24 protein-coding genes are annotated in these 24,939 nt (G+C 34.9%); 12 read left to right on the top strand and 12 right to left on the bottom strand.

Annotated elements, in window-relative coordinates; all coding sequences use genetic code 11:
• Positions 1-26: 26 nt before the first annotated feature.
• From thrA to HNS38_RS10610, 3 genes are all read right to left on the bottom strand, one after another.
• Positions 27-2,444, bottom strand: coding sequence for a bifunctional aspartate kinase/homoserine dehydrogenase I (gene thrA / locus HNS38_RS10620; protein WP_172346433.1), 2,418 nt, complete (start codon positions 2,442-2,444; stop codon positions 27-29).
• A 95-nt stretch (positions 2,445-2,539) separates the two neighbouring features.
• The gene (locus HNS38_RS10615; protein WP_172346432.1) at positions 2,540-3,508 is read right to left on the bottom strand and encodes an alpha/beta fold hydrolase; all 969 of its coding nucleotides are present in this window, start codon (positions 3,506-3,508) and stop codon (positions 2,540-2,542) included.
• Entirely contained in the window at positions 3,508-4,782 is a 1,275-nt protein-coding gene (locus HNS38_RS10610) for an O-acetylhomoserine aminocarboxypropyltransferase/cysteine synthase family protein (RefSeq protein WP_172346431.1), read from the bottom strand. The genes HNS38_RS10615 and HNS38_RS10610 overlap by 1 nt, the downstream gene beginning before the upstream one ends.
• Positions 4,783-5,501: 719 nt before the next feature.
• On the opposite strand from HNS38_RS10610, the gene HNS38_RS10605 reads away from it, so the two are divergent.
• Positions 5,502-6,437, top strand: a complete 936-nt coding sequence (locus HNS38_RS10605) for an alpha/beta hydrolase (protein ID WP_172346430.1) — start codon at positions 5,502-5,504, stop codon at positions 6,435-6,437.
• Between the two features lie 23 nt (positions 6,438-6,460).
• A complete protein-coding gene (locus tag HNS38_RS10600; protein WP_216663691.1) occupies positions 6,461-6,676 on the top strand; it encodes a YwbE family protein in 216 nt (71 codons plus the stop codon).
• 130 nt (positions 6,677-6,806) lie between these two features.
• Here HNS38_RS10600 and HNS38_RS10595 read toward each other — a convergent pair whose 3' ends face one another.
• A complete protein-coding gene (locus HNS38_RS10595) occupies positions 6,807-7,295 on the bottom strand; it encodes an asparaginase domain-containing protein (protein ID WP_172280548.1) in 489 nt (162 codons plus the stop codon).
• Between the two features lie 111 nt (positions 7,296-7,406).
• On the opposite strand from HNS38_RS10595, the gene HNS38_RS10590 reads away from it, so the two are divergent.
• Positions 7,407-8,606: a PAS domain-containing protein gene (locus tag HNS38_RS10590; RefSeq protein ID WP_172280546.1), complete on the top strand. Its 1,200-nt coding sequence runs from the start codon at positions 7,407-7,409 to the stop codon at positions 8,604-8,606.
• 77 nt (positions 8,607-8,683) lie between these two features.
• Here HNS38_RS10590 and HNS38_RS10585 read toward each other — a convergent pair whose 3' ends face one another.
• Complete coding sequence (locus tag HNS38_RS10585) at positions 8,684-10,288, bottom strand: CTP synthase (RefSeq protein WP_172280543.1); 1,605 nt, start codon at positions 10,286-10,288, stop codon at positions 8,684-8,686.
• 160 nt (positions 10,289-10,448) lie between these two features.
• On the opposite strand from HNS38_RS10585, the gene HNS38_RS10580 reads away from it, so the two are divergent.
• From HNS38_RS10580 to HNS38_RS10570, 3 genes are all read left to right on the top strand, one after another.
• Positions 10,449-11,336 carry a hypothetical protein gene (locus HNS38_RS10580; protein WP_172280541.1) on the top strand — a complete coding sequence of 296 codons (888 nt, stop codon included), beginning with the start codon at positions 10,449-10,451 and terminating at the stop codon, positions 11,334-11,336.
• Positions 11,337-11,418: 82 nt separating this feature from the next.
• Positions 11,419-12,603, top strand: a complete 1,185-nt coding sequence (locus HNS38_RS10575) for a hypothetical protein (protein ID WP_172346429.1) — start codon at positions 11,419-11,421, stop codon at positions 12,601-12,603.
• A gap of 155 nt (positions 12,604-12,758) precedes the next feature.
• The gene (locus HNS38_RS10570; RefSeq protein ID WP_172280537.1) at positions 12,759-14,762 is read left to right on the top strand and encodes a hypothetical protein; all 2,004 of its coding nucleotides are present in this window, start codon (positions 12,759-12,761) and stop codon (positions 14,760-14,762) included.
• Positions 14,763-15,014: 252 nt separating this feature from the next.
• On the opposite strand, the gene HNS38_RS10565 is transcribed toward HNS38_RS10570, so the two are convergent.
• On the bottom strand, positions 15,015-15,401 hold the full coding sequence (locus tag HNS38_RS10565) for a PKD domain-containing protein (RefSeq protein ID WP_172280535.1): 387 nt from the start codon (positions 15,399-15,401) through the stop codon (positions 15,015-15,017).
• A gap of 130 nt (positions 15,402-15,531) precedes the next feature.
• On the opposite strand from HNS38_RS10565, the gene HNS38_RS10560 reads away from it, so the two are divergent.
• The 5 genes from HNS38_RS10560 to dapB all read left to right on the top strand — a co-directional run bounded on the left by HNS38_RS10560 (position 15,532) and on the right by dapB (position 19,123).
• A complete protein-coding gene (locus HNS38_RS10560; protein WP_172280533.1) occupies positions 15,532-15,867 on the top strand; it encodes a DUF3276 family protein in 336 nt (111 codons plus the stop codon).
• A 208-nt stretch (positions 15,868-16,075) separates the two neighbouring features.
• The gene (locus HNS38_RS10555; RefSeq protein WP_172280531.1) at positions 16,076-16,873 is read left to right on the top strand and encodes a ParA family protein; all 798 of its coding nucleotides are present in this window, start codon (positions 16,076-16,078) and stop codon (positions 16,871-16,873) included.
• A gap of 3 nt (positions 16,874-16,876) precedes the next feature.
• Positions 16,877-17,770: a ParB/RepB/Spo0J family partition protein gene (locus tag HNS38_RS10550; RefSeq protein WP_172280529.1), complete on the top strand. Its 894-nt coding sequence runs from the start codon at positions 16,877-16,879 to the stop codon at positions 17,768-17,770.
• A gap of 28 nt (positions 17,771-17,798) precedes the next feature.
• Complete coding sequence (locus HNS38_RS10545) at positions 17,799-18,380, top strand: DUF5683 domain-containing protein (RefSeq protein WP_172346428.1); 582 nt, start codon at positions 17,799-17,801, stop codon at positions 18,378-18,380.
• Between the two features lie 2 nt (positions 18,381-18,382).
• Positions 18,383-19,123 (top strand): 4-hydroxy-tetrahydrodipicolinate reductase, encoded by a 741-nt coding sequence (gene dapB, locus HNS38_RS10540; protein WP_172346427.1) that lies wholly within the window; start codon positions 18,383-18,385, stop codon positions 19,121-19,123.
• Positions 19,124-19,183: 60 nt separating this feature from the next.
• Here dapB and HNS38_RS10535 read toward each other — a convergent pair whose 3' ends face one another.
• Complete coding sequence (locus HNS38_RS10535) at positions 19,184-20,626, bottom strand: glycoside hydrolase family 125 protein (RefSeq protein WP_172346426.1); 1,443 nt, start codon at positions 20,624-20,626, stop codon at positions 19,184-19,186.
• Between the two features lie 63 nt (positions 20,627-20,689).
• Between HNS38_RS10535 and HNS38_RS10530 the strand changes: the two genes are divergently transcribed.
• On the top strand, positions 20,690-21,349 hold the full coding sequence (locus HNS38_RS10530) for an NAD(P)H-binding protein (protein WP_172280523.1): 660 nt from the start codon (positions 20,690-20,692) through the stop codon (positions 21,347-21,349).
• Between the two features lie 254 nt (positions 21,350-21,603).
• Here the strand turns inward: HNS38_RS10530 and HNS38_RS10525 are convergent, their stop codons facing one another.
• The 5 genes from HNS38_RS10525 to HNS38_RS10505 all read right to left on the bottom strand — a co-directional run.
• Positions 21,604-22,125 (bottom strand): hypothetical protein, encoded by a 522-nt coding sequence (locus HNS38_RS10525; RefSeq protein WP_172280520.1) that lies wholly within the window; start codon positions 22,123-22,125, stop codon positions 21,604-21,606.
• A 109-nt stretch (positions 22,126-22,234) separates the two neighbouring features.
• Positions 22,235-22,819, bottom strand: a complete 585-nt coding sequence (locus HNS38_RS10520; RefSeq protein WP_216663690.1) for a superoxide dismutase — start codon at positions 22,817-22,819, stop codon at positions 22,235-22,237.
• 123 nt (positions 22,820-22,942) lie between these two features.
• Entirely contained in the window at positions 22,943-23,212 is a 270-nt protein-coding gene (locus HNS38_RS10515; protein ID WP_172280518.1) for a hypothetical protein, read from the bottom strand.
• A gap of 2 nt (positions 23,213-23,214) precedes the next feature.
• Positions 23,215-23,994, bottom strand: a complete 780-nt coding sequence (locus HNS38_RS10510) for a DUF1295 domain-containing protein (RefSeq protein ID WP_172280516.1) — start codon at positions 23,992-23,994, stop codon at positions 23,215-23,217.
• 252 nt (positions 23,995-24,246) lie between these two features.
• Positions 24,247-24,939 (bottom strand): TonB-dependent receptor domain-containing protein (locus HNS38_RS10505; protein WP_172346425.1); only part of this gene is annotated, 693 nt, incomplete at its 5' end.

The raw sequence follows: 24,939 nt of genomic DNA, 5'->3' as shown, positions 1-24,939 counted from the left end.
ACTGAATATTTATTTTGTCATTAAGTCTACCTCTTCTCAGCAATCCTCAACAAATCACCAAATACACCACGGGCAGTTACTGCCGCACCAGCACCGGCTCCTTGGATCACAATTGGGTTCTCCCCATAGCTTTCGGTATAGATTTCGAAGATGGAATTACTTCCGCTCAATTGGCCTAAAGCGCTGTTTTTTGGGACACTTACCAAACTCACATCCAACTCACCTTTGCTTTGTTGAAGGTCGCCATGTAAATCGCCCACATACCTGAGAACATGGTCTTTTTCTTGTGCTTCTTTTAGTAATTCAAAAGGATGGTCTAATTCTTCAATTCTTTGGAGGAAGTTATCCACTTGGCCTCCTCTTAAGTTTTCAGGAATGAGGTTTCTAATTTGAACTTCGTCTAGTTCATTTTCCAAATCGAGTTCACGAGCCAAAATGAGTAATTTACGAGCCACATCGTTTCCACATAAATCTTCTCTTGGGTCAGGTTCTGTAAATCCTTTTTCCATGGCTTGTTTCACAATGCTTGAGAAGCTTTCTTCAGATTCAGAAAAAGCATTAAAAATATAACTCAGTGAGCCTGAAAATACGCCTTTAATTCTGGTGATATTCTCTCCGGAATCGTGTAATAGTTTGATGGTATCGATGAGCGGTAAACCTGCGCCCACATTGGTTTCGTATAAATATTGTTTGTTATGAGTCTTCAATTCTTTCCTTAATGATTTATAGAAATCAAAACCTACAGTATTGGCTATTTTATTGGAGGAAACCAAATCGAATCCATTCTCAATCAAGAGGGGATAGCTTTTGATAAATTCGCTAGAAGCAGTATTATCAATGGCTATTAAATTCTCTAAATGATGTTGTTCAGCAAAGGCAATAACTTCTTTGATAGAATCTTTTGTTTGCTTAGCATTCTTAAATTCAGATTTCCAATTATTTCCAATGCCCTCTTTTTGGAGAAGAAGGTTTTTACTTCCGGCAACCGCGAAAATATTTAGACGAGTTTCTTTTCTCCTTAAGATTTGTTCTTGGCTTTTTAAAATCTGTTCAATTAAACTTCCGCCCACTGTTCCTTTTCCAAAAATAGCGATATTTATATTCTTAGCTACCCCAAATATCTGAGAATGAATAATGTTGATGGCTTTGTGAACCTGCTGGTTATCGATTAATAAGCTGATATTATTCCCCGAAATATTATTATTAATCAATAGAATTTCAATATTATTTTTCACCAAAGATTGATAGGGTTTTGAAAAGCCTTGTAAATTTTGACCCACAATACTAACCACCGATACATCATTAATGGTAGTGATATTGCTCACATCTTTATTGGAAAAATCATTTGAAAATTCTTTACGGAGAGATTTTACTGCTCTGTCGTCATCTTTACTATTTACCACAAATCCAATTCCTCTTTCTGAACTTCCTTGGGAAATGACACCTATATTAATATTTTCTCTTCCTAAAGTGTTGAATATTCTTGCATCTACACCTATTTTCCCCAATAAGCCTTTTCCTTCCAAATTAATCAGACTCACTCCTGATTTTACAGAAATGGATTTTACACCTTTTTTCTGACCATTCCTACAGATGAGTGTTCCTTTGCTTTCAGAATTAAAAGTGTTGAGGATTCTAAGGGGAATGTTTTTCTCAATAAGTGGAATAATGGTTTTGGCATGTAAAATGGAAGCTCCAAAACTGGCCAATTCATTGGCTTCTTGAAAGCTGATTTGATCAATAATTCTTGCCTCTTCTACTAAATCAGGATTGGCAGTGTATATTCCATCTACATGTGTATAGTTTTGTAATTCTTCTGCATTTAGGAAATTGGCAAATAATGCAGCTGAATAATTGCTGCCATTTCTCCCCAAAGTGGTGGTAGAACCTTGTTCATTATTGGCAATGAAACCAGTAAGAATAGCCAAGGTGTTTTCTTCTAATTCATCGATGAAAGTTTGACATCTTTTTTTTGATTCTTCTTCTAAGACAACTGCATTTCCATATTGCTCATCAGTGACAATAATTTTTCTGCTATCAATGTTTTTTGCCTTAATTCCTTTGTCATTTAGAAGCTTCGATATCATTTTGGCAGCGAGTAATTCACCTTGGGCTAATACGAGGTCTTTTATTTTTAAACTCACTTCCTCTAATAATTGAACGCCTTCGAATATTTTTTCTAATAGCTGGAATTCTTTGCTGAAATCTATAGCAGGAGCAGGTGAAATTTGGTAACTTTTAAATTCTTGCCATTGCGTTTTATATTCCTTTCCTTGTTTGGCTAGTTCTAAGATGTTTTCTAGTTCATCTGTGGCGTTTCCTCTAGCAGAAACTATAACGACAAACTTCTCATTATTATTAATTTTATTTTGTATGATGCTGATTACAGCATTTATTCCGGTTCCGTTGGAGAGGGATTTCCCTCCGAATTTTATTATTTTCATATTTTTATTTTATTTACCACAGAGGCACTAAGACACAGAGTTGCACAAAGTTTGTTGTGAATTATTGACTTGTAAAATTCTAGTGAAGGATGATTCTATTTGAATATGGGTTTCAAGAAACTTTCAAGTTGCTCAAATTCAATTAAGAAAGCATCGTGGCCATGTATGGATTTTATTTCATGGTATTCGTTTTTAATCTCCAACTTGTCCAACTTGTTTTTGGTCTCGATGGTCTCATCCTTCACAAATATCCAATCTGTATCTACAGCTACTTGAATAATATTGGACTCGATTTCTTTAACAGCCTCCTCAAAATTCTCAAAATGGCTGGTGATATCAAGTGTGGTTAATAAATGAGTCATCAAGCGATAGGCAGAAACCTCAAAGCGGCCATTTAATTTATTTCCATGATGCCGAAGCCAAGATTCAATATTGAATAATTTTCCATCTGCAGTTTGGCTTCTGTTGAATTTAGACTCTAAACTGGCCGGTGTTCTATAAAATAACATGGCCATCATTCTAGCAATTTCTAAAGGCTTATCAGTGAATTCTAAAATTTGCATTTGCACTTCATTAAAACCAATAATCCAATCGGAGCTTTGCCAATGACAAGCCACGGGGATTAAGTTTTCAATGAGTTTTGGTTTTAACACTGCCATTTCCCAAGCGATTCCACCTCCTAAAGAGCCTCCGATGACTGCAAAAAGCTTCTCTATCTTTAAACCATCAATGGCTTCTAAAAACAAGCTTGCAATATCTCGAGTTGTGAAATCTTTATAGTTTTCTATAATTAAATCATCGTAGGCATTTCCAGGGATATTAAAAGCTAGAATGGTGTATTTGTTTGTATCAATGAGTTTATTTTCTCCAATGATGGTTTTCCACCAGCCTTTTTCTTCACTTAAAACATCAGAGTTTCCAGTCAATGCGTGATTAATTACTACTATTGGTGCAGTATGTAAAGGTTTTCCAAAAACCTCATAAGTGAGGTTCAACTCATTGAGAAGAACCCCGCTTGAGGTGGTGAAATCTTTAATTTTATAGCTGATTAATTCGGGTCTCATTAGATTTTCTTTATGGCTTGTTCAATATCTGCTTTCAAATCTACAATATCTTCTAAACCAACTGACAATCGAATTAAATCTTTTGTGACACCAGTTGATTCTTGTTGCTCTTCGGTTAACTGTTGATGCGTGGTGCTGGCAGGGTGAATGATTAATGATTTAGTATCGCCAATATTGGCTAGAAGTGAGAAAAGTTGAGTGCTGTCGGTGAATTTTCTAGCGGCTTCAAATCCTCCTTTTAATCCGAAAGTGACAATTCCGCTTTGACCTTTGGGAAGATATTTTTGGGCTAAGGGATAGTATTTATTATTCTTTAATCCAGGATAATTCACCCAAGCTACTTCCTCTAAGCTTTCTAACCACTCAGCCAATTCTAATGCATTTTTAGAATGTTGTTTAATTCTGACTTCTAAGGTTTCCAATCCTTGAATGATTTGGAAAGCACTCAATGGACTTAAAGCTCCACCATAATCTCTCAATCCTTCTATTCTTAATTTGGTGATAAATGCGGCCTCGCCAAGTACTTCAGCATAAATTAAACCATGATATCCTTTGGAAGGCTCCGTAAACTCTGGGAATTTCCCACTGGCCCAATCGAAAGTTCCGGCATCAATCACAATGCCGCCTAGTGAATTTCCTTGTCCAGCTATATATTTGGTGAGGGAGTGAATCACTAAGTTTGCTCCATGTTTTATGGGGTTTAATAGGCTAGGAGAAGCTACTGTATTGTCTACAATTAATGGAATCTGATGTGCTTGTGCCACTTTCGCTATGGCTTCAATATCTAAAACATCGAGTTTCGGATTGCCGATAGATTCAATAAATATAGCTTTGGTGTTTTCTTGAATAGCCTCCTCAAAATTTTCTATTTGATCTGGATTTACAAATTGGGTAGTAATACCAAAACGGGGGAGGGTCACATTGAGAAGATTATAGGTTCCACCATAAAGACTGCTTGAAGAAACAATATGGTCGCCAGTTTGTAGTAAGGTGAGCAGACAAGTAGAGATGGCGGCTGTTCCAGAAGCAAAAACCGCAGCTCCAATGCCACCTTCTATTTGTGCCAGTCTTTGTTCTAGTACATCGTTGGTTGGGTTGTTAAGTCGGGTATAAATATATCCTGGCTCTTTTAGTTCAAACAGATTGGAAGCATGTTCTGTATCTCTAAATACATAAGAAGTGGTTTGATAAATAGGAACAGCTCTGGTTCCTTGAGTTAAATTGGTATCGTGTCCTGCATGTAAAGCTTTGCTTGCTATTTTTAAATTTCCCATTATTATTTATTTTTTTATATTTCTTGTTTGTTGGCCACTAGGCACTATGTCACAAAGGATATTGTTTGTTTTATATATTTTGTTTTTGGGCCACTACGGCACTATGACAAGGTTTATTAATCTATTTTCTGTAATGATTTTTTGAGCAAAGAAGCTTTAGGTTGAGGCGGATAAAGAATGAAATTTCAGGAGTTTACTGTGGTAAATGACTGATATTTCATTCGAATCCAACGAAAAGATAAAGTTTCTTTTGCCATAAAATAAAAAAGTCCCTTTGGTTTCGATATTACCAAAGGGACTTAAAAGAGATTCTTTTTATTTGTCATTTTAGGCAATACCGGAGCATGTGTTGCATCATCATATACATCATCATAAACATGTTCATCATCATTGTATTTGCCATTATTATTTTCATCTCTTGTAAATTTAAATCATAAAAAAAGCCCCTGCTGTTTGGCAAGGGCGTCTTTGTATATCTGTTTTATGTTTTTTATACAATTCGTCCCTTTACGTTGCTTTGCATACGCATCATCATGGACATATTTGTATTTTGATTATTCATTTCTGGGGGCAAATATAGGAGGTTTTTTTATTCGAGCAAGATATTTTTTACTGTTAACAGGATTTTATACTTCAGAAGTAAAGAAATATTGACAAAAGAATAAGTTTATATTTTTGATAGAGTGTATTTTGTAATTTTACTCATTCAAAAATGACTTATGAAAAAAACAATAATTATTTTTTTACTATTGACTGGAATAATAGTGTCAAATGCACAAACAAATCTTCCTCAAGTTAGCTCAGGGAAAATTGAAAGGATTGAGAATTTTAAATCTCAATATGTAAATGACAGAAATATAGATGTTTGGCTTCCAGAAGGATATTCTGAGGAGTCTAAATATAATGTTCTATATATGCATGATGGGCAAATGCTTTTTGATGCCAATACCACTTGGAATAAGCAGGAGTGGGGAGTTGATGAGTGCATGTCAGAATTAATTTCTGAAGGAAAAATTAAGCCATGTATCGTTGTTGGGATATTTAATGATGCCAATGATAGACATAGCGATTTCTTTCCACAAAAGCCATTTGAGTCACTTCCGGAAAATTTTAGAGACTCATTAATGGGAGTTGAAAGATATGAAGGACATCCCTTGTTTTCAAAAGCTGTGCAGTCCGATAATTATTTGAAATTTCTCGTGGAAGAAGTTAAACCTTATATAGATGCTCATTATTCTGTCAACATAGAAAAAGAAAACACTTTTGTTGCTGGTTCTAGTATGGGAGGTTTAATATCGATGTATGCCATTTGTGAGTATCCTGATGTATTTGCTGGAGCGGCTTGCTTGTCGACTCATTGGCCTGGGATTTTCCAAATGGAGAATAATCCAGTACCCAATGCATTCCAAAATTATATGCAAGAAAACCTTCCGGAAGCCTCCTCTCACCTTATTTATTTTGACTATGGAACGGAGACTTTAGATGCTCTTTATGAACTTCCGCAAAAAGGAATGGATGAGGTGATGAAAGCAAAAGGATATACTAAAGAGAATTGGATAACACTCAAGTTTGAAGGGGAAGAGCATTCGGAAAACTCCTGGAAAAAACGATTGACAACACCTCTTGAATTTATCATGGGAACAAAGAATAAATAGTACATTTGCTGAAAATTACTGAGATGGAAATAGAAAGAATAGACGGAAAAAATAGAAAAAATATAGCAATCGGTGCAGATGTAGAAATCGTACAAAAGCAAGATCAGAGGAGCGGAGAACTCACCGAAGGTGTTGTGAAAAAGATTTTGACCAATTCACCAAATCATCCCCATGGCATAAAAGTGATGTTGGAGACAGGAGAGGTGGGACGAGTGAAATACATCTTATTAGAAGATTAGATATCTTTTTAATTATAAACTCAATAATATATGCACAATATTAATTCTCTAGTTATATGAACCAAAATGAAGTTAGTGTTCTATTGAGTACTCTTAATAGAAGATTTCGACTTATTAATGGATGATTACCCTATATTAGTAAATACTTTCCTGTTTCCATATCTCGCTCAAATGAATTCCAATGAGCTAAATACCCATGAATGGCAATATATAATCCAGGTTCTAAACTTTGAACGCCAGCCACGGCCATTCCTAAATTGAATGCAGCATCGGAATCCTTAAATTTTTCTGGCAGCATGGCAGCCGTAAGGATGATAGTTTTGTTTGATATAGAACTTAAAACTTGGGCGGTTTCAATTAAAGTATCAGAACCATGGGTAATGATGATGGCTTTTTCTTGAAGAGCTATGCATTTTTCCTTAAGAGCAGATCTGTCTTCAAGAGTCAATTCCATGCTGTCTTTTTTGCAAAATTCATAAAAGCTAATCTCATGCTGATGTTGTGCATTTTTAAGAATCTCGATAAATGCAGGGCTTCCAATTTCAAAAGCCCATCCTTTTATGGAATGAGGATAATCTTTGTCAATGGTACCACCGGTTTGTATAAAAGCAATATTCATAATTTCTTTTCGATTATTCATCAAAGATAGAAGAAATCACAGAAGTATATATTCCCCATAGGCATTAATAAATAAAACTATCTTTCCTTATATTTGTGAAAAATCATAATCATGTCTGAATTCACACATCACAAACAAAATAGGGTGAAAATGCTCGTCCAACTTACTAAAGCCATCCTGAAGAAGGAGAACGTAGGGGACTTATACAAGCAATATTTGGAGGGAATTCAAAAGCTGATGCCTTCTGATATCATTGCTGCTGTTGATGCTTTAATGCAAGAGAAAATAGAGCTAGAAGCTTTGAAGACAGCGATTAACAAGCTGCTTAATTTAGTTTATCAGCCAATTAACGATTTTCCATCTACTCCCGTTAAAAAAGGAGATATCCTTTGGTATTTGGAGCAAAATAATATCAAGGCCATTAGTTTATTGGAGGATACTTCGCAGCTCATCAAGAAACTTAATTCGAAAAACTGGGAGGAGTCTGTTCAAGAATTATTATCCATTTATAAAGAGTTATTAGCTTTCACTAAAATATATACCATTAAAGAAAATGTAGTTTTTCCAGTTTTGGAGAAAGAGTGGCCAGACTTCAGATGTTCTCAACTGATGTGGGCTTTTCATGATGATATAAAAAGAGACATTAAAGAAGTCATTTCTATTCTTGAAGCTAAGGGGGTAATTGATTTATCAAGAATTAATCGCTTGATTGGAGATGTTAGTTTTAGAATAACGGCTATTAAATTTAGAGACGAGAAGATATTATTCCCTCATATATTGGATACTATTTCTACGGAAAAAGTAGATGGATTATTGAGTCAGTCTAAAGATTTGGAATTTCCCTTCGTGAAACCAGATTTTAACAGTAAACAAGAAGAATCGGAGGCATCAGATATGATAAGTGGATTGGTACAATTGGGAAGTGGTGCCATGAGACCAGACCAAATTAAAATGGTATTTAATCATTTACCAGTGGACATTACCTATGTGGACGAGCATAATAAGGTACAATACTATTCGACTCCGAAACATCGTATTTTTCCTAGAACCAATGCTATACTTGGGCGTGATGTGAGTAATTGCCATCCTCCAGATTCAGTTCATGTGGTAGAGAAAATTGTGGAGGCTTTTAGAATAGGAGAGAAAGACCAAGCCAGCTTTTGGATACACATGGGGCCTCATTTTGTGCTCATCCAATATTTTGCAGTTCGTGATGAAGACAGTGTTTTTAGAGGGGTAGTAGAGGTTTCTCAAGAAATAAGTGAGATTGTAAAACTCGAAGGTGACAAGCGATTATTGGATTGGGAGTAGGAATGAATGAATTTAAAAATAAAAAAATGCGCTCACAAATGAATATGGAAGCGCATTTTTTTATATCAAAGGATATCCTATTTCTTATTTGCAGCTTTTACAAAACTCAGGAAAACAGGATGTGGTTTAGCAACAGTACTTTTATATTCTGGATGAAACTGAACGCCCATAAAATAAGGATGGTCTTTTATTTCAACAATTTCTACTAAATCATCTTTGGTATTTACTCCAGTTGCTGACATGCCAGCCGTTTCGAATCTTTCAAGATAGGCATTGTTAAATTCAAAACGATGTCTATGACGTTCCTTTATGTTTTTACTACCATAAGTAGTTTCAGCAATGGTTTCAGCTTTAATTTCGCAAGGATAAGAACCTAATCTCATGGTTCCACCAAGTCCTGAAATCTTTTTTTGGTTTTCCATCATGTCAATAACAGGGTAACTTGTTCTAGAATTGAATTCAGTGGAATGAGCATCAGGATAATTGAGCACGTTTCTCGCAAATTCAATAACCGCACATTGCATCCCCAAACAAATACCTAAGAAAGGAATTTTATTTTCTCTGGCAAATTTCACAGCTTCAATTTTCCCTGCTATTCCTCTCTCTCCAAATCCTGGAGCTACTAAAATACCATTTAAACCTTTTAAAACTTCATTGGCATTATCGCGATTCACATTTTCGCTATGAATCATCTTTACCTTTACTTTAATTTCACTATGAGCTCCAGCGTGTACTATTGATTCAAGAATAGATTTATAGGCATCTTGCAATTCAACATACTTACCAACTAAGCCAATGGTGATTTTAGATTTAGGATTTTTTAGTTTTGAAAGGAATTCTTCCCAGTCTTGGATGTCGAGATCGTTTTCTACAGGGGTATGAGTAAGCTTTAGAACCTCTGTATCTAGTTTTTCTTGTCTCATCAATATCGGAACATCATAAATGCTATCAGCATCAATAGATTCAATAACACTAGAAGACCTTACATTACAAAAGCGAGCTATTTTATCTCTAATATTATCATTTAAGGGATGTTCAGTTCTACAGACAATGACATCCGGTTGAACTCCTTGTTCTAAAAGCATTTTTACAGAGTGCTGAGTGGGTTTGGTTTTCAATTCTCCCGCAGCTGCTAAATAAGGAACCAAAGTTAAATGAACCACAAGGCAATCCTTACCTAATTCCCATTTCATCTGTCTCACAGATTCAATATAAGGTAAAGATTCTATGTCACCAACAGTACCACCAATTTCAGTAATTACAAAATCATAGTTGTTTTTCTTTCCAAGTAACTTTACACGATATTTGATCTCATCGGTAATATGAGGAATCACCTGCACAGTACTTCCCAAATAATCACCTTTGCGTTCTTTGTTAATAACTGTTTGATATATTCTTCCAGTAGTTACATTATTTGCCTGACTGGTGGGTTCATTAAGAAAACGTTCATAATGACCTAGGTCAAGATCTGTTTCTGCACCATCATCCGTTACAAAACATTCGCCATGTTCGTATGGGTTTAAAGTTCCTGGATCTATATTGATATAGGGGTCGAATTTTTGAATTCCTACTTTATAACCTCTGGCTTGTAGTAGTTTAGCTAAGGAAGCAGAAATGATTCCTTTTCCTAATGAAGACGTAACACCTCCTGTTACGAAGATAAATTTTGTTTTTGTTGACATCCTTACCTATTTGTAATAAATAAGTGTGCAAAGAAACGAATAAAATGATTGAAGATCCATAAAAATTCAGGATTTCTTTATTATTTATTCACAGTGGTAATTAATTATGTGATATTCTTGCAGGCTTCCTTATATTTGTAGCAATTAAAAACCTTTTTCCATGATTAGAATATATACAAGCCTTCTATTAATCTGTTTTTTATATACGGGTTTGCTAGCTCAAGTTACTTCAGAAACTTTAGATGATGAATACAGTGGATTTGAAGCTGGTTTAAACATAGGAGCTTATTTTGGAAATAATAATACAGCCAATTTTTATAATGGGGCTGGTAACGAAGATGGAATGAATAGTGCAGATAAAATCATTAATAATATTAACTACTTGAATATGATTAATGATGTTCTCGAACAGAATGGTTATCGCTATCCTTTGGAAGAAGGATTATATCATACTGAATATCCTCAGAACATGACATATCAGCCAGCGATTTATGCTGGTTTAACTGGTCGATATTGGCTGAATAGGAAAATGGCTATTTCAGCTTCTATGAATTATTCAAGGTTAGTAACCAAAGACCAATTTGTGATTTATAATGATGGTGATATTCCACCAAGTAACAAAGAAGATCAATATGTACTTGGAAATATAGCAGGACAAGAAGAAAGAGTGAATATAGATATTGGATTAGTCAATAGCTTTCCAATACATGAACGTATGAATTTTATATTTGAAGTGGGTTTCAATTTGAATAATACCACTGTGGTTATGAATAAAATTGAGATTTATAGCTTAGTCTTAGATATTAAATATAAAGGACCTGGTGATTATGTGCCAGGAGGAAATGTGCAGCAGTATAATTTTAGACAAGGTGGAATAGGTTATGGGGCTTATGCTACCCCTGGCTTACAAATAAAATTTGCTGATGGTATTTCTGCTGATATACTTTCTCAGTTTTATTATAGTTATATCAGTTTAGAGCACTATAGTGATTGGGGCTTGCATTGGGCGCCATATATTAGGTTTAACTTCACTGGATTCTTTATGTAATGATTTTAATGCTTTGAATTTCGTTTTAAGGATGATTGTGCATTGCTGATTTTTTATTATATTTAGATAAAATTGCTTAAAAATGTATAGAATAGGATTTATCATAGTTATTATTTTTAGTCATTTGACTCTTTTTGGGCAAAGTGTTCAAAGGAGTCAATCCAATTTGCCTATACTTAGCGAAACGAAAGGTGAGCTAAAAAATGCTTTAGGCTGGGTATTACAAGACAATGGATTATGGAATTCTACTCAAGGAAAGATATTACTAGGAAATAGTGAAAGAAATAGGAATCCTAGTCCGATGGACAAGTTGGGAAAGAGTAATTTTCAAGAGTTATTGATTAAAGAGGTTTTGGTTGGAGATGAGCAGTTTGTTGTTCTCATTCGCTATTATACAGGAGGGTATTATACTTTTCCAGATCTGGAACAGGGGTTTAAAAAGACAAAAAATGCAGAATACTTTGTGTTTAATGCCAAAAAACTTGATAAAATCCTTCCTCTTAAAGCAAACTTTAATGACCCTTATGCTGTGAACCTTGAAGTATTTGCTTACGATAACTTAGTCAATTTTGATAAAAAAGAAATAGATACTAAAATATCATATAATATATTAAGAACTAGGGAATTAAATAGTAAGGCTCAGTTTACAGCTATTCTTAATCTCATGCCTGTGATTACGAATGGGAAGAAGTATTATCGTTTTAGACTCATTAAGTTGTTGAATAAGAAGAGTCTATATCAAAAGTATTTATTAGAAGAAAATAAAGACAAGCTATTTGATAAATCATATTATGAAGTTCCTTATCAGGATTTCGTAGAGTTTTTTAGTTCTGTTGAAGTAATTATTCCAGATTTTAATATTGATAAACCTGAAAATTTTGTGGATTTTTATAAGAGAGGAGTTCTTCGATATAATAGAGGAAATTTTGAAGGTGCTTTGAGCGATTTCAATGGAGCTGTTCAATTGGAGCCCGAAAATAGATTTATGATGCTGTATGCTTATTTAGGAAATACTCAACATGAGTTGGAGAATTACCCAATGGCAGTGCGGGCTTTTGATAAAGCCATTTTATTTGAACCAACCGATCCTACCCAAAAACCTGCTTGGGTTAGGATTTACTATAATAGAGGAGTTTCGAAATATTTTATGGAGGACAAGGAAAATGCTTGTCGTGATATGAATAAATCGAAAAAGTTAGGTTTGTCTGATGAGGAAGCTATTAAGCATATCAAGAAGCTTTGTAAGGGAAAGCTAAAAGATATATAAGCTATTTAGCTTTTGTTATTGAGAAATAAATATAAAAAATACAACTTTATACTCATGTTCTACGTATAAAATTGGTTATTAAAAGAAGAAAACTGGGGAAGGTGTACCTGTAAAATTCCGTATCCCAGAATTATATGAAGCTGAATCGGCACCATATGGCTATGATATTGGTCATCCTTATTGGGATGACTAACTATGTTTATGCCCAAAAAAAACGAAAAGCAGAACTCAATGAGAATGCTTGGTTTATTGGAGCTAAAGGTGGTGTTAATATCTTTTTTGGGGATATTAAATATACAGAATACCTTCCAAACTTTAAATATAACGAACTTACTTTTGGCTATGGTTTTAACTTAGGAAAACAGTTTTCTCCTAAAACCTCATTAAAATTAGATGTTAACCTATCTAAACTGTCTGGAACAAAGAAAACCAATGCTCTAATTAGAACTTTTGATGCCAAGACTCAAGTTGCTACACTGAACTTGCAAGTGAATATTTTTGAGCTCTTTAATAGAAGGGCAAGGCTCAATAAACTCTCTGTTTGGGCTGAATTAGGAGTTGGAGGAATCCGATGGCAAAGCATTCTCTATAATTACGCAACTCAAGATACCATCAATCTCCTCCAATGGGGAACCAAGAAATATGAAACTTCAGTGGTGATACCAGTAGGCTTATATATGCGGTATTATCTCAATAAGAATTTTTCTGTTGATGCTCATTCCTCTTTATCTATTTCAGGCTCCGATTTCTTAGATGCCAAACCAGGAGGAATCGAATTTGATTATTATTGGTATACAGGCATTGGAATTAATTACCATTTTATGCTACAATCGGCTATTCGAAATGTACCATTAATGAATAAGAAGAAATCTAATGAAATTGAGTTATTGGATTATATGAGTCTTGATCCGTTTCAGGATCCAGAAGTAGATAGGATAACTAAAAAGGAAATGTTTCAAAAGGAAGCTGCGGAGTCTGAGAAAATAGTAATGTCAACTAATCCATATCGGGTAGAATTTTGGGTTCCAAGTCAAGCCAATCATAAAAAACTTCAAGTTTTAGTGAGCATTAAGAAACGTGGAATTACAGGGAATGGATATTTTAGAATGTCATTACCTTCTGGTTTCTATCCTGTTGCACCCAAGGTGAAAGAGGTGACCTATACAAGAATCGGATATAATTATGACTTCGATTTCTATCTTCCTATGAATAAAGATACCTTAAACATTCCTATAGAAATCAACATATCTGAAAGAGAAGATGGCACTTATCCTTTCTTTATTGAAGGAGAAGTGATGAATCAGGCCGGAAAGATGTTTTCCATTAAAAATGCGCAATATGTTCAAATTTCTTCAGGAGTCGATTATAATGATTTACCCATAGACCAGAGATCAGTTGAACCTAAAGCTGAAAGCGCAGACCCTGATTATATTGCACCGATTAATGTTACAGATAAATTGGAGGAGTCTACTGGAGATAAAACCTATAGAATTCAGATATTGGCTTGTAGGAAACCCAGTAATAGAGTAAACGAGTTTTTGAAAAAGCATCAGATAGAAAGAAAAGTGTATACCTATGAATCTGCTGGCTGGTGGCGTTATAGTATATATAATTTGGGCAGTATTAAAGAAGCTGAGAAGGCTTTATTGCTGGTAAGAAACAAGCACCTTATTAGAGAGGCTTTTATTGTTGAATTTGAAAATGGTGAACGTTCTGTTCCTGCCGAACAACCATCAAGAAGTATAACTACTTACCAAGATGAGACTGGTGAAACCAAGATGGCTAAATTATCACCTTACCAGAAAAAAAGCATAAGGCCACTAAATACCAAAAAGAAAAAAGATTCTGAAAAAGATATAAAAGAACCCAAGAAGCCTAGCTTCGAAGTGGTTTCTAATTATGATAATATTTCTGTTTACCGCATTGAAATTGCAGTATCTCCAGGCTATCCAATACCCTTACGACAGCTTCAAAATTGGGTAGCTAAAGAGAAAATTACAGAGTGGACGTATCGGGATGATTACAGGTACACCATTGGGAGGTTTGAAAACGAGCAGGTTGCAAGAGCCTTCCTAAAATACGTCCGCATGCAATTCGCACTACCCGATGCCCATCTGGTGGAAACTAAAGCTGGAAATTGGCTAAAGGTAGTGCGGTAACAGAAATTCTGTTTCCTAAGATATTCTTTTGGAATGTCTGTCCCTTTTTATGAATAATGAAATGAATTGAAGATGCTTGGGATTTCTATTTAGGCAAGCATTTTTAGTTTGTGACCGTATTAAAGTTTGTAATAAAAGGGCGTAATGCAACCACAAGACCTTGTAATCAAGGTAGTTATTAAGTGTTTTTTTTTTTTATGTTAAGTAGGATGCTTTCTAAATGAAATAGCCAAAATAATCTTGGGATAACAATTATTTGCTAGGTAAAATTGTAATGGCTTGAGAACGACGCTGGTACCTGTCACTCACTAAATCTCGTACTTCCAATGTTACCAACATAACTTTAGCATTATTAGTGGCATTATAAAAGGTCTCAATAGGATTTTTCTCAGTGGAGGTTTGACCATTTTCACCAAATGTCCAAATGTATTCTGCGCTATCTGCAATAATGGTTTCAGAGGAGTTGGTGAAAACAATCGTGACGGGGGCGGGTCCATCATTACCCGAATAGGAAAATGATGCAATGGGGTCGTTTAAACCAGCAGGAACTTCGATTTCTTTATCTGTATTAGAACAGGCATAGAAAATAAAAAGTGACATTATTGTAAGAAGAGCTGAGCCTATGGATTTTTTTAACATAGTAAAAGTTTTTAGCTGCCAAATATAAGTCGTTTTTTTTTCTTTTGAAATGTATATTAATTTATGATTTATTTTAAGGTTTTTATATTTTTGCTCGACTTTAAATAAGAATATTATAAATAAACGGAGAATGGAAAGCAAAAGGGACAATTACGAATCAAGAGAAGAATTGTATTCTAAGGCAGTAAGAGCTGGAAAGAGGACCTATTTTTTCGATGTGAAAGCCACTAAATCTGATGATAAGTACATAACAATCACAGAAAGTAAGAGACGCTTCGATAACGAAAGTGGTAAATTCTCCTATGAAAAGCATAAGCTTTTTCTTTTTAAAGAAGATTTTGAGAAGTTCCTAGATGGGTTTCAAAACGCGGTGAATTATATTAACGGTGAATTAATTACAGAAATTGAAGAGGATCATACCCTTGAAAAACTTAAAGAGGTAGATTTCGATAGTTTAGATAGCTGATAATAGTTTGCCTACAAATCTTTACCATAATCCTTTTATATGATTGTTGATATGCTTCTTTAGATCATTGTTGGGTCATGATAAAGCGTAAAATCTCCTAATTTTCATTGTTTGGTATAATAATATCGAAACATCACTGTTAACAAAAAAATAAAGTGGTTTCGGTTTAATATTGTAATTTTGTAGAAACATAAATCTATTCAATTTAATGGCTAAAATAATTTCTGTTGCCAATCAAAAAGGCGGGGTAGGTAAAACAACTACAGCTATCAATTTAGGTGCTGGTTTTGCTGTTTTAGAAAGAAAGACACTTATTATAGATGCAGATCCTCAGGCAAATGCCACTAGTGGATTAGGTATTGATCCTAAATCTGTGGAAACAAGTGTTTATGAGTGTATTATGGATAATATTGACCCTAAGACCATCATTACTTCAACAAGTACTCCTAATTTAGATATCATTCCTGCTCATATCGATTTGGTTGGAGCCGAAATAGAGATGATAAATATGCCCAATAGGGAGCAAATGCTTGCTAAAACATTAGAAAGCGTTAGAGAAGATTATGAATTTATCATTATCGATTGTTCTCCAAGTTTAGGCTTAGTGACCGTAAATGCACTTGTAGCCAGCGATTCGGTGATAATCCCGGTACAATGTGAGTATTTTGCACTCGAAGGACTTGGAAAACTTTTGAATACTATAAAAATTGTTCAGACTCGTTTAAACAATAATTTAGATATCGAAGGCATCCTCTTAACTATGTATGATAGCCGTTTGAGGTTATCAAAACAAGTGGTGAAAGAAGTTAAAACTCATTTTCAGAAAATGGTTTTTAAAACTTTGATTAATAGAAATATTAAATTAGGTGAAGCACCAAGTTTTGGTGAAACTGCTATTATGCATGATGCAACGAGTACTGGCGCTATAAATTATTTAAATTTAGCCCGTGAAATTTTACAGAAGAATAATATGACAGCAATGTCAAATCAAGATAAAAAATTATAGCGAATGAGTAAGAAGAGAGCATTAGGGAGAGGCTTAGATGCCATTTTATCTAGCCCTGATACGGATATCACATCGTCCGATATATCAGGTAATTATGTGGTTGGAGCTGTAGCAGAACTTGAACTAAGTAAAATAGAAACCAACCCTTTTCAACCTCGTTCCGAATTTGAAGAATTAGCTTTAGAAGAATTAGCTACCTCTATCAAAAAACAAGGAATCATTCAACCGATTACTGTCCGTAAATTAGGTTTTGATAAATACCAATTAATCTCTGGAGAGCGTAGATTTAGAGCTAGTAAAAAAGCTGGATTAACAACTATTGCAGCCTATATTCGAGTAGCTAATGACGAGCAAATGCTAGAAATGGCTTTGGTTGAAAATATTCAAAGAGAGAACCTTAACTCCATTGAAATCGGTATCAGTTATCAAAGGTTGATAGATGAATGTCAGATTACGCAAGAGGAACTAAGTAGACGAGTAGGTAAAAATCGCTCAACCATCACCAATTATATCCGTTTGTTAAAACTTCCTGCAGAAGTACAATTGGCTTTGAGATCTAACCAGATTTCTATGGGACATGCGCGAGCCCTAATAAATATTGACAATATTGGCTCGCAACTCAAGATTTTAGAGAAAGTTATTGAACAAGGGCTATCTGTTAGAGAAGTTGAGAAATTAGTGAAAGAACTAATAAATCCTTTAGCCAAACTCACTGAAAAAGTTCCTGTGGAATCTACTCCGGCTATGATTGAATATTCCAATAGAATTAGTCAGGTACTGGGAAGAGATATCCAGCTTAAACCCGGTAAAGAGGGAAAAGGTAAAATCTTAATCGATTTTGATTCAGAGGAAGAGTTGAGAAATTTAATGCTTATAATCTCAGGAGAAGATGCCTAATCGTTTTTCCAAAAGACTAATAAGAATAATGGGAGTAACAATAATGTTACTTCTTTTTCTATTTGGGGAAAGTTCATCAGTGATGGCACAAGAAACGGCTGACCTTCATCTTCATCAAGATACGGTATATCGCTATTTTCCTGCTCATTCTCCTGTGAAAGCTACTTGGATGTCGGCGGCTTTACCAGGTTTAGGGCAGTATTATAATGGGAAATATTGGAAGATTCCTATTATTTATGCTGGCTTTAGTACGATGGCATTTTTTGTTATTCAGAATAGATATGAGTATAATAGGTATAAAGAGGCTTATGCTATAAAAGTCGAATTGCCTGAAGGGCAGTCTTCTGATAATATTTTAGTAGAGAATTATTCACAGGCTGATTTATTGTCTCAAAGAGAGTATTACCAAAGTAGTTTGGAATTGAGTTATATCTTAACTGGAGTATTTTATATTTTACAAATCGTTGATGCTACCGTAGATGCTCACTTATATGATTATGATATTGATGATGATTTAAGCATACACTTTGAACCACAATTAGTACCAACTGAGTTTGGCCCTCGAGTGACTCCAGGAATAGGAATACGTTATAAACTAGCTGTAGATTAGAGATGAATAATTTAAAAATAGCATTGATTGGTTATGGTAGAATGGGTAAAGAAATCGAGAAGGTGGCTTTATCTAAAGAACATGTCATTCAAGCCAGAATTGATACCCTTGAAGATTGGGTGACACAAAAATCATTACTATTGAATTCTAATGTCGCCATAGATTTTAGTATTCCTGAAATTGCTATTTCTAACATGAAAAGGTGCCTGAAACTGAATATTCCTTTAGTTATTGGCACCACAGGATGGTATGAGCAAATGAATGAAATAGAGGATGAGGTTAACCTGAAAAATGGGAGTTTGCTCTGGGCTAGTAATTTTAGTCTTGGAGTTAATATCACCTTTCATTTCAATAAGTTATTGGCTAAAACTATGGCTCGATTCCCTGAGTATAAAGTCCATATTCACGAAATTCATCATACCCAAAAATTAGATGCCCCTTCAGGCACAGCTATCAGTTTAGCCAATGGGATAATTGACTCTAATGAACTTCTAGATACTTGGAAATTAGAGGAGGGTCACGAAATAGAATCTTCCTATTTACCTATTAGCCATGCACGAGAAGGACAAGTTCCGGGGACTCACGAGATTCGATACACCAGTGATATTGATGAAATTATGCTCCGACATGAAGCCAAAAATAGAAAAGGATTCGCCAGTGGAGCCGTTTTAGCAGCCGAGTGGTTGGTTGGAAAAAAAGGCTTCTATAATATGAGTGATGTCTTGGGTTTTGAGAGTTTATAGGTAACAGCTAAATGTGAATAGTTTGTTTCTCACATCTGTCATCCAATATCCGTCTTCTTATTATTTATAAACCATCTCCAAAACACTTGGTCTTTCCTGATAAACCTTAATTATTAATTCCCCAAATAGAGTATTGGCCCAGGCGAACCATGCTCTATTATAATCAGCGGGATCGTCTTTATGGAAGGCTTCGTGCATAAACCCAGTATCGGCATGGCTGTCTTTAAGCATTTGTAGGCAATGTATTATTTCTTGCTCATCTGTACTTGTCATCGCCCTTAGAATGATACCCATGGGCCAGATTTTTTCCTTCCAAGTATGAGGACTGCCTTGTCCTTCGGCTACTGTTCCTTTTAAAAAATAAGGGTTATTATCGCTCAACAAAAATTGACGGGTTCTTTTATATAAAGCATCTTCAGGTTGATGGGCACCCAAATAGGCTAAAGACATGAGAGAAGGCACATTGGCATCATCCATAAATAATGCATTACCAAAACCATCCACTTCGTAAGCATATATTTTGCCAAAATCGAGATGTTCCAAAATGGCATATTTTCTTACAGCCGTTTCTACTTCTTCGGCAAAGTCAGCGCATTCTTTGGCAAATTCGGGCTCATTAAAAATATTAGAATAGATATCATTTAACTGATTTAGAGAAAGGATAGCAAAAATATTAGATGGGATGAGGAAAGGAAATAGCGTGGCATCATCCGATGGGCGAAATTGAGAGGCAATGAGTCCGACGGGCTTAACGGGTCTTCCTGTTCCATTAAAAATAGGTGCATCAATCATTTGATTGGTGGTTCTAGAAAAACGATAAGGAGAGGGCTCATCAATTAATTGCTCTGTTCTAAAAGTTTTTACAATCAACTTCATGGCTTCATCCCAAGAGTCATCAAAAATACTAGCATCCCCCGAAATTCTATGGTACTCATGTGAGAGTCTAATCACATAGCAAAGACTATCAATTTCCCATTTACGTTCATGAACTCCTGGTATAGGGTTTGGGTTATCGCTTTTCCAATGTGATTCTTTCTTTAAATCTTTATAAAAAGCATTGGCATAAGGGTCTTTTAATATACATTTTACTTGTCTGTTGATTAATCCTTTGATGAGTAGTCTGATTTTTTCATCTTTAGGAATTAATGGCATATAGGGCCAAACTTGAGCCGTAGAATCTCGAAGCCACATGGCATCAATATCTCCGGTGATGATGAAAGTATCTTCTTTTCCATCAATCATTTCAAAATCAACGGTAGTATCTAAGGTATTAGGATAGCAGTTTTCAAACATCCAGCCCAATTCTTCATCAGCTATTTTCGATTTTACCTCTGATAAAAGATCCTCCACAGCATCACTATGATATGTTCTATCTGATATCATGGGCCTTTTGCTTGTGAAGCCTTTTGAGGAGCTCATAATGGAGGAATAACCGATATTTGGTAAGAAACTTAATGCGCCTAAGCTTAAACTCGTTTTGATGATGAAATTTCTTCTGTTCATAGTGATGGTTTTGAAAGCTTAAAAATATGCATTAAAATTGATTTATAGACTTATCTTTGTGTTATGGAAAACAAAAAAACAGCCATTGTTATTGGAGCTACAGGATTGGTAGGTGGACATCTTGTTAATCAGTTATTAGAGGAAGAAAAAATAGACAAAGTAATACTTTTTTTACGACGAAATACAGGTAAATCTCACCCCAAATTGGAAGAGCATGTAGTTGATTTTGATCACATATCTTCGTTTAAAGAAATGATTAAGGCTGACGTGGTATTTTCTTGTATGGGCACAACATTGAAAGCTGCCGGTAGTAAAGATGTGCAGTGGAAAATTGATTATACTTATCAATATGGAGTTGCCAAAGCAGCTAAAGAGAATGGTATCGATTCTTTTTTTTTAGTGTCCTCCTCAGGAGCCAATGCCAAATCAAAGATTTTTTATTCCCGAATGAAAGGCGAATTAGAAGAGGCTATAAAAGTATTGGACTTCTCTAACTTATATGTTTTTCAGCCTAGTGTATTGGTGGGTGAGCGATCTGAGAAAAGGAGTGGGGAGGAGTCAAGTGCGAAGGTAATTCGGGTTTTGTCAAAAATCATTCCTCCCATGAGAAAGTGGCGTCCCATAAAAGGTGAAGAAGTAGCTAGAGGAATGCTCAATGCTTATCTTAAGGAAGAAGATAAAGGTTTGAAAGTATTTGTGTTGGATGAAATATTTAAAGTGTAATTAAGCAGGAAGCAGGAAGACTATCCAAGGCCAGGGCCAAGGGCAAAAAGCTAATAGCCCTATTTAGAGTCTGTCCATAAAGTCAGGTGTTTGAACTATAAAGTTCAAGTCAAATAGTACATTTATTTTGTGTTCGTGAGCTCCTTTCAGTCGGTTCTAGGCTGTGAAGAATTCAAACCGCAGAATACTAGTGTATTTGAGGATTTGGATTTTGAGCAATAACGACGAAATTGGACTTTATAGACGAACGCTATTTATTCTTCTAAAGGAGCTTCAAAGGCTCGTACAGCTAATATTCTCCATTGCTGCGCTCTTTTTTCCATAAGAAAACTTCCTCTGTCGCAGTATATTCCTAATGCTTCGCCCTCCTCGTTTTTTCCTCCTTTATCACATGAGTTTACATTAATCCATGCTGCAGAATCTCCAATGAAACGGATAGATACCAACTCGAAGTAAATACTTCTTCCTTCCGGGAAATCTTTTAAATAACTAAAGCGGTCGCTAACGGCATCTTGTCCTTTTAACCATGGGGAACTTAGAACCACCAAATCAGCTTCTTCCCAAAATAAATCAGCTATCTTTTGAGAGGAATAGTCTCCTTTCTGATAAGCTTCGGGGAAATCCTTAAACACAATATCCATTACAGCGTTAGTGTCTGAAGCCATCGCTATTCTTTCTATTTTGAGCTCTGTGGTTTTAGGGCTTAAGTAGCTGTGTACTAAGATTCCGGCGAGGAATGATATGGTTATAATTAAGTATAGTGTTTTCTTTTGCATAATGACGCATTTAGTTTGGTCAAAGATAAAGAAAAAGCCCACATCCTTAGGTAAGATGTAGGCTCAAATTGTTATAGAATAGTTCTTTAAAAACTAGGTGTACCTAGAATTATAAGTTTTTATTGGCGAAATCCCAATTTACGATATCCCAATATCCTTCTACAAATTTAGGACGTGCATTTCTATGATCGATATAGTAGGCATGTTCCCAAACATCTAGGGTTAAAATAGGTTTGAAATCTGAGGTGACAGGAGTATCGGCATTTGCAAATGGTTTAATTTCTAATTTACCATCTTTATTAGCCACTAACCAAACCCAACCAGATCCAAATAATTTAACAGCAGAAGTTGAAAATTGTTCTTTGAAATTTTCAAAGCTGCCAAAATCACGGGTGATTAATCCAGCCACTTCTCCAGTTGGCTGTCCACCACTATTTGGTGAAAGACAATTCCAAAAGAAATCGTGGTTGAAATGCTGAGCAGCATTGTTGAAAATTCCAACTTGTCCATCTGCAGCACTCTTTTTGATCACTTCCTCTAAAGAAAGTTCAGCTAGAGCAGAATCTTTTACTAAGTTGTTTAAATTGGTAACGTAAGCGTTATGGTGTTTGCCATGATGATAATCGAAGCCTTCCTCACTAATATAGGAGCCAAACGCTTTTTTATCAAATGGTAATTCAGGTAATATATGCATGATTGTTTGTTTTAAGTTTACTAGGATACAAAAATAGCAAAGATTATTTAGAATTGTTCAAAATAAGAATTTTTTAACTATACAAATGAATAAGTGCTTTGTTGAAAGCGGGAGCACATTTGATTAGAATTCTAAGCTAATATAAGCTATCCACAAAATCATATATACTACTAAATAAAATCTATAGAACTTTTGAAATCTAACAAATTCAACTTCTTCTGAACTTGCTTTTTGAAATAGCGCTTTTAGTTCTTTTACAAATATGGGTTTAATATTAATGGTCCAGCTATCGGTTTGATAAACCCATTTTCTGAATTTACTTCTATAAATCCCAAGTGGAAATCCCCAAATTAGAAAGAGTAGAAACCATATGTTATCTAATATCCAATCCATAATTAACTTTTTGGGAGCCAAGGTATATAAGCGGGAGTTCTATTTATATAATTTTGATATTGTGGTTTTGTTTTACTTAAAGTTTTTTCTAATAAGGCTACACCAGATATCTTTACTAAAAGAAAATTCATTAAAACGGCACTGAGGATGGGCAGGTAACAAGCATTAGCTATTGAAAATAATGCAAATGCTATCCATTGAAAACCATCCCCAAAGTAGTTGGGATGACGAGTATACTTCCAAAAACCAGAACTAAGTACTTTCCCCTTATTATTGGGTTCTTTTTCAAATTTTGCTAATTGATAATCTCCACCTGCTTCAAAAGCGAAACCAATGAGCCAAATAACAGCCGCTGCATAATCAATAAAGTTTAATTCTTGGTTTATTCCAGATTGAGCTCCTAGAAGAGGAGCAGAAATGAGCCATAATAAAACACCTTGTAAAATAAAGGTTTGAAAGAAACTCACCCACCAGTATCTATGTGCCCCATAGTCCTGTCTGAATTTTTGATAGCGAAAATCTTCAGGTTTCCCCCAGTTCCTTTTGCCAATAAATAGCGATAAGCGCAGCCCCCAAATACTCACTAAAGTGGTGATTAAAATTTTGCGTTCTCCTAAACCTTCTGTTTGGAAAAAGTAAAACCAGACCAGTAGAACAAAACCAGCGCCCCAGAAAGCATCAACAATGCTGGCATTTTTCTTAATCACACTTATTACCCAAAGTATGGTCATAAATGCTTTAATAAGAGCTAAGCCTTGAAAATATATTGATTGAAAATCCATTATTTATTTGTTTAATGTATATTTATAATACTTAAACAAAAGTAATAAAGTTTCTGTAATGGTGAGATTTAGGTTTATTAAAAAGCTGTTAAAGGAAAGAGCTCTTTAACTAAGGGATGGTCGATATTTAATCTACATTCTTTTCATATTAAGCATGAAAAAGGAATCCATATATAGACAAAAGCTTCTTAACATTTGTGTTAAGAAGCTTTTGTTAGGCTGTTAACGCCCTAGAATAATTGAATAGACTAATTAAAACTCAATAGTTATCCCACCCATAACATTAATGGGTGCCATTGGGAAATATCCATCAATTACATCTCTTTCTCCACCATATTGGTAATTATAAACCCAGGCATAAGACTCATACTTTTCGCTAAGTACATTCTGAACATCTAAATGTAAACGAATAGTTTTGAAGAAACTTGTTGAAAACCCATAGCTAAACTTCAAATCATTTACAAAATAGGGGTCTATGCTATTATACTCATAGCTGGTATTGTCGATATATTGACGACTTACATATTTTGCCACCCACTGCATATCGAAATTCTTAAAAGGAGAATAGGTGATTATACTGTTGGCAATGGTATTTGGAGATAAGATAAGGTTGGTTTCTCCAAGAGCAACTTCTTCTTGTCCCCAAGTATCCCAATTGTCAATGAACATAGTGAAATCTTTAATCTTATTCTTGCTTAAAGCAAGGTTGAAATCCCAACGCAGTGGATCAATGATTTGAGCTCCCCCGCTTATTTCAATACCCATTCTATAACTCTTAGGAACATTGGTCATAATAGCTTCGCCAACACCATTGATTTTACCTGTAGCTACCAATTGATCTTTATAATTCATATAGAAGAAGTTTACATTGAAAGCAAAGGCTTGACTATTCACTCTCATTCCGGCTTCAATATCTTGTAATTGCTCTGGCTTAGGGTTATATCC

It is taken from the genome of Lentimicrobium sp. L6 (assembly GCF_013166655.1).
Classification (GTDB): Bacteria; Bacteroidota; Bacteroidia; order Bacteroidales; family UBA12170; genus UBA12170.
This window is presented reverse-complemented; position numbering and strand designations above follow the sequence as displayed.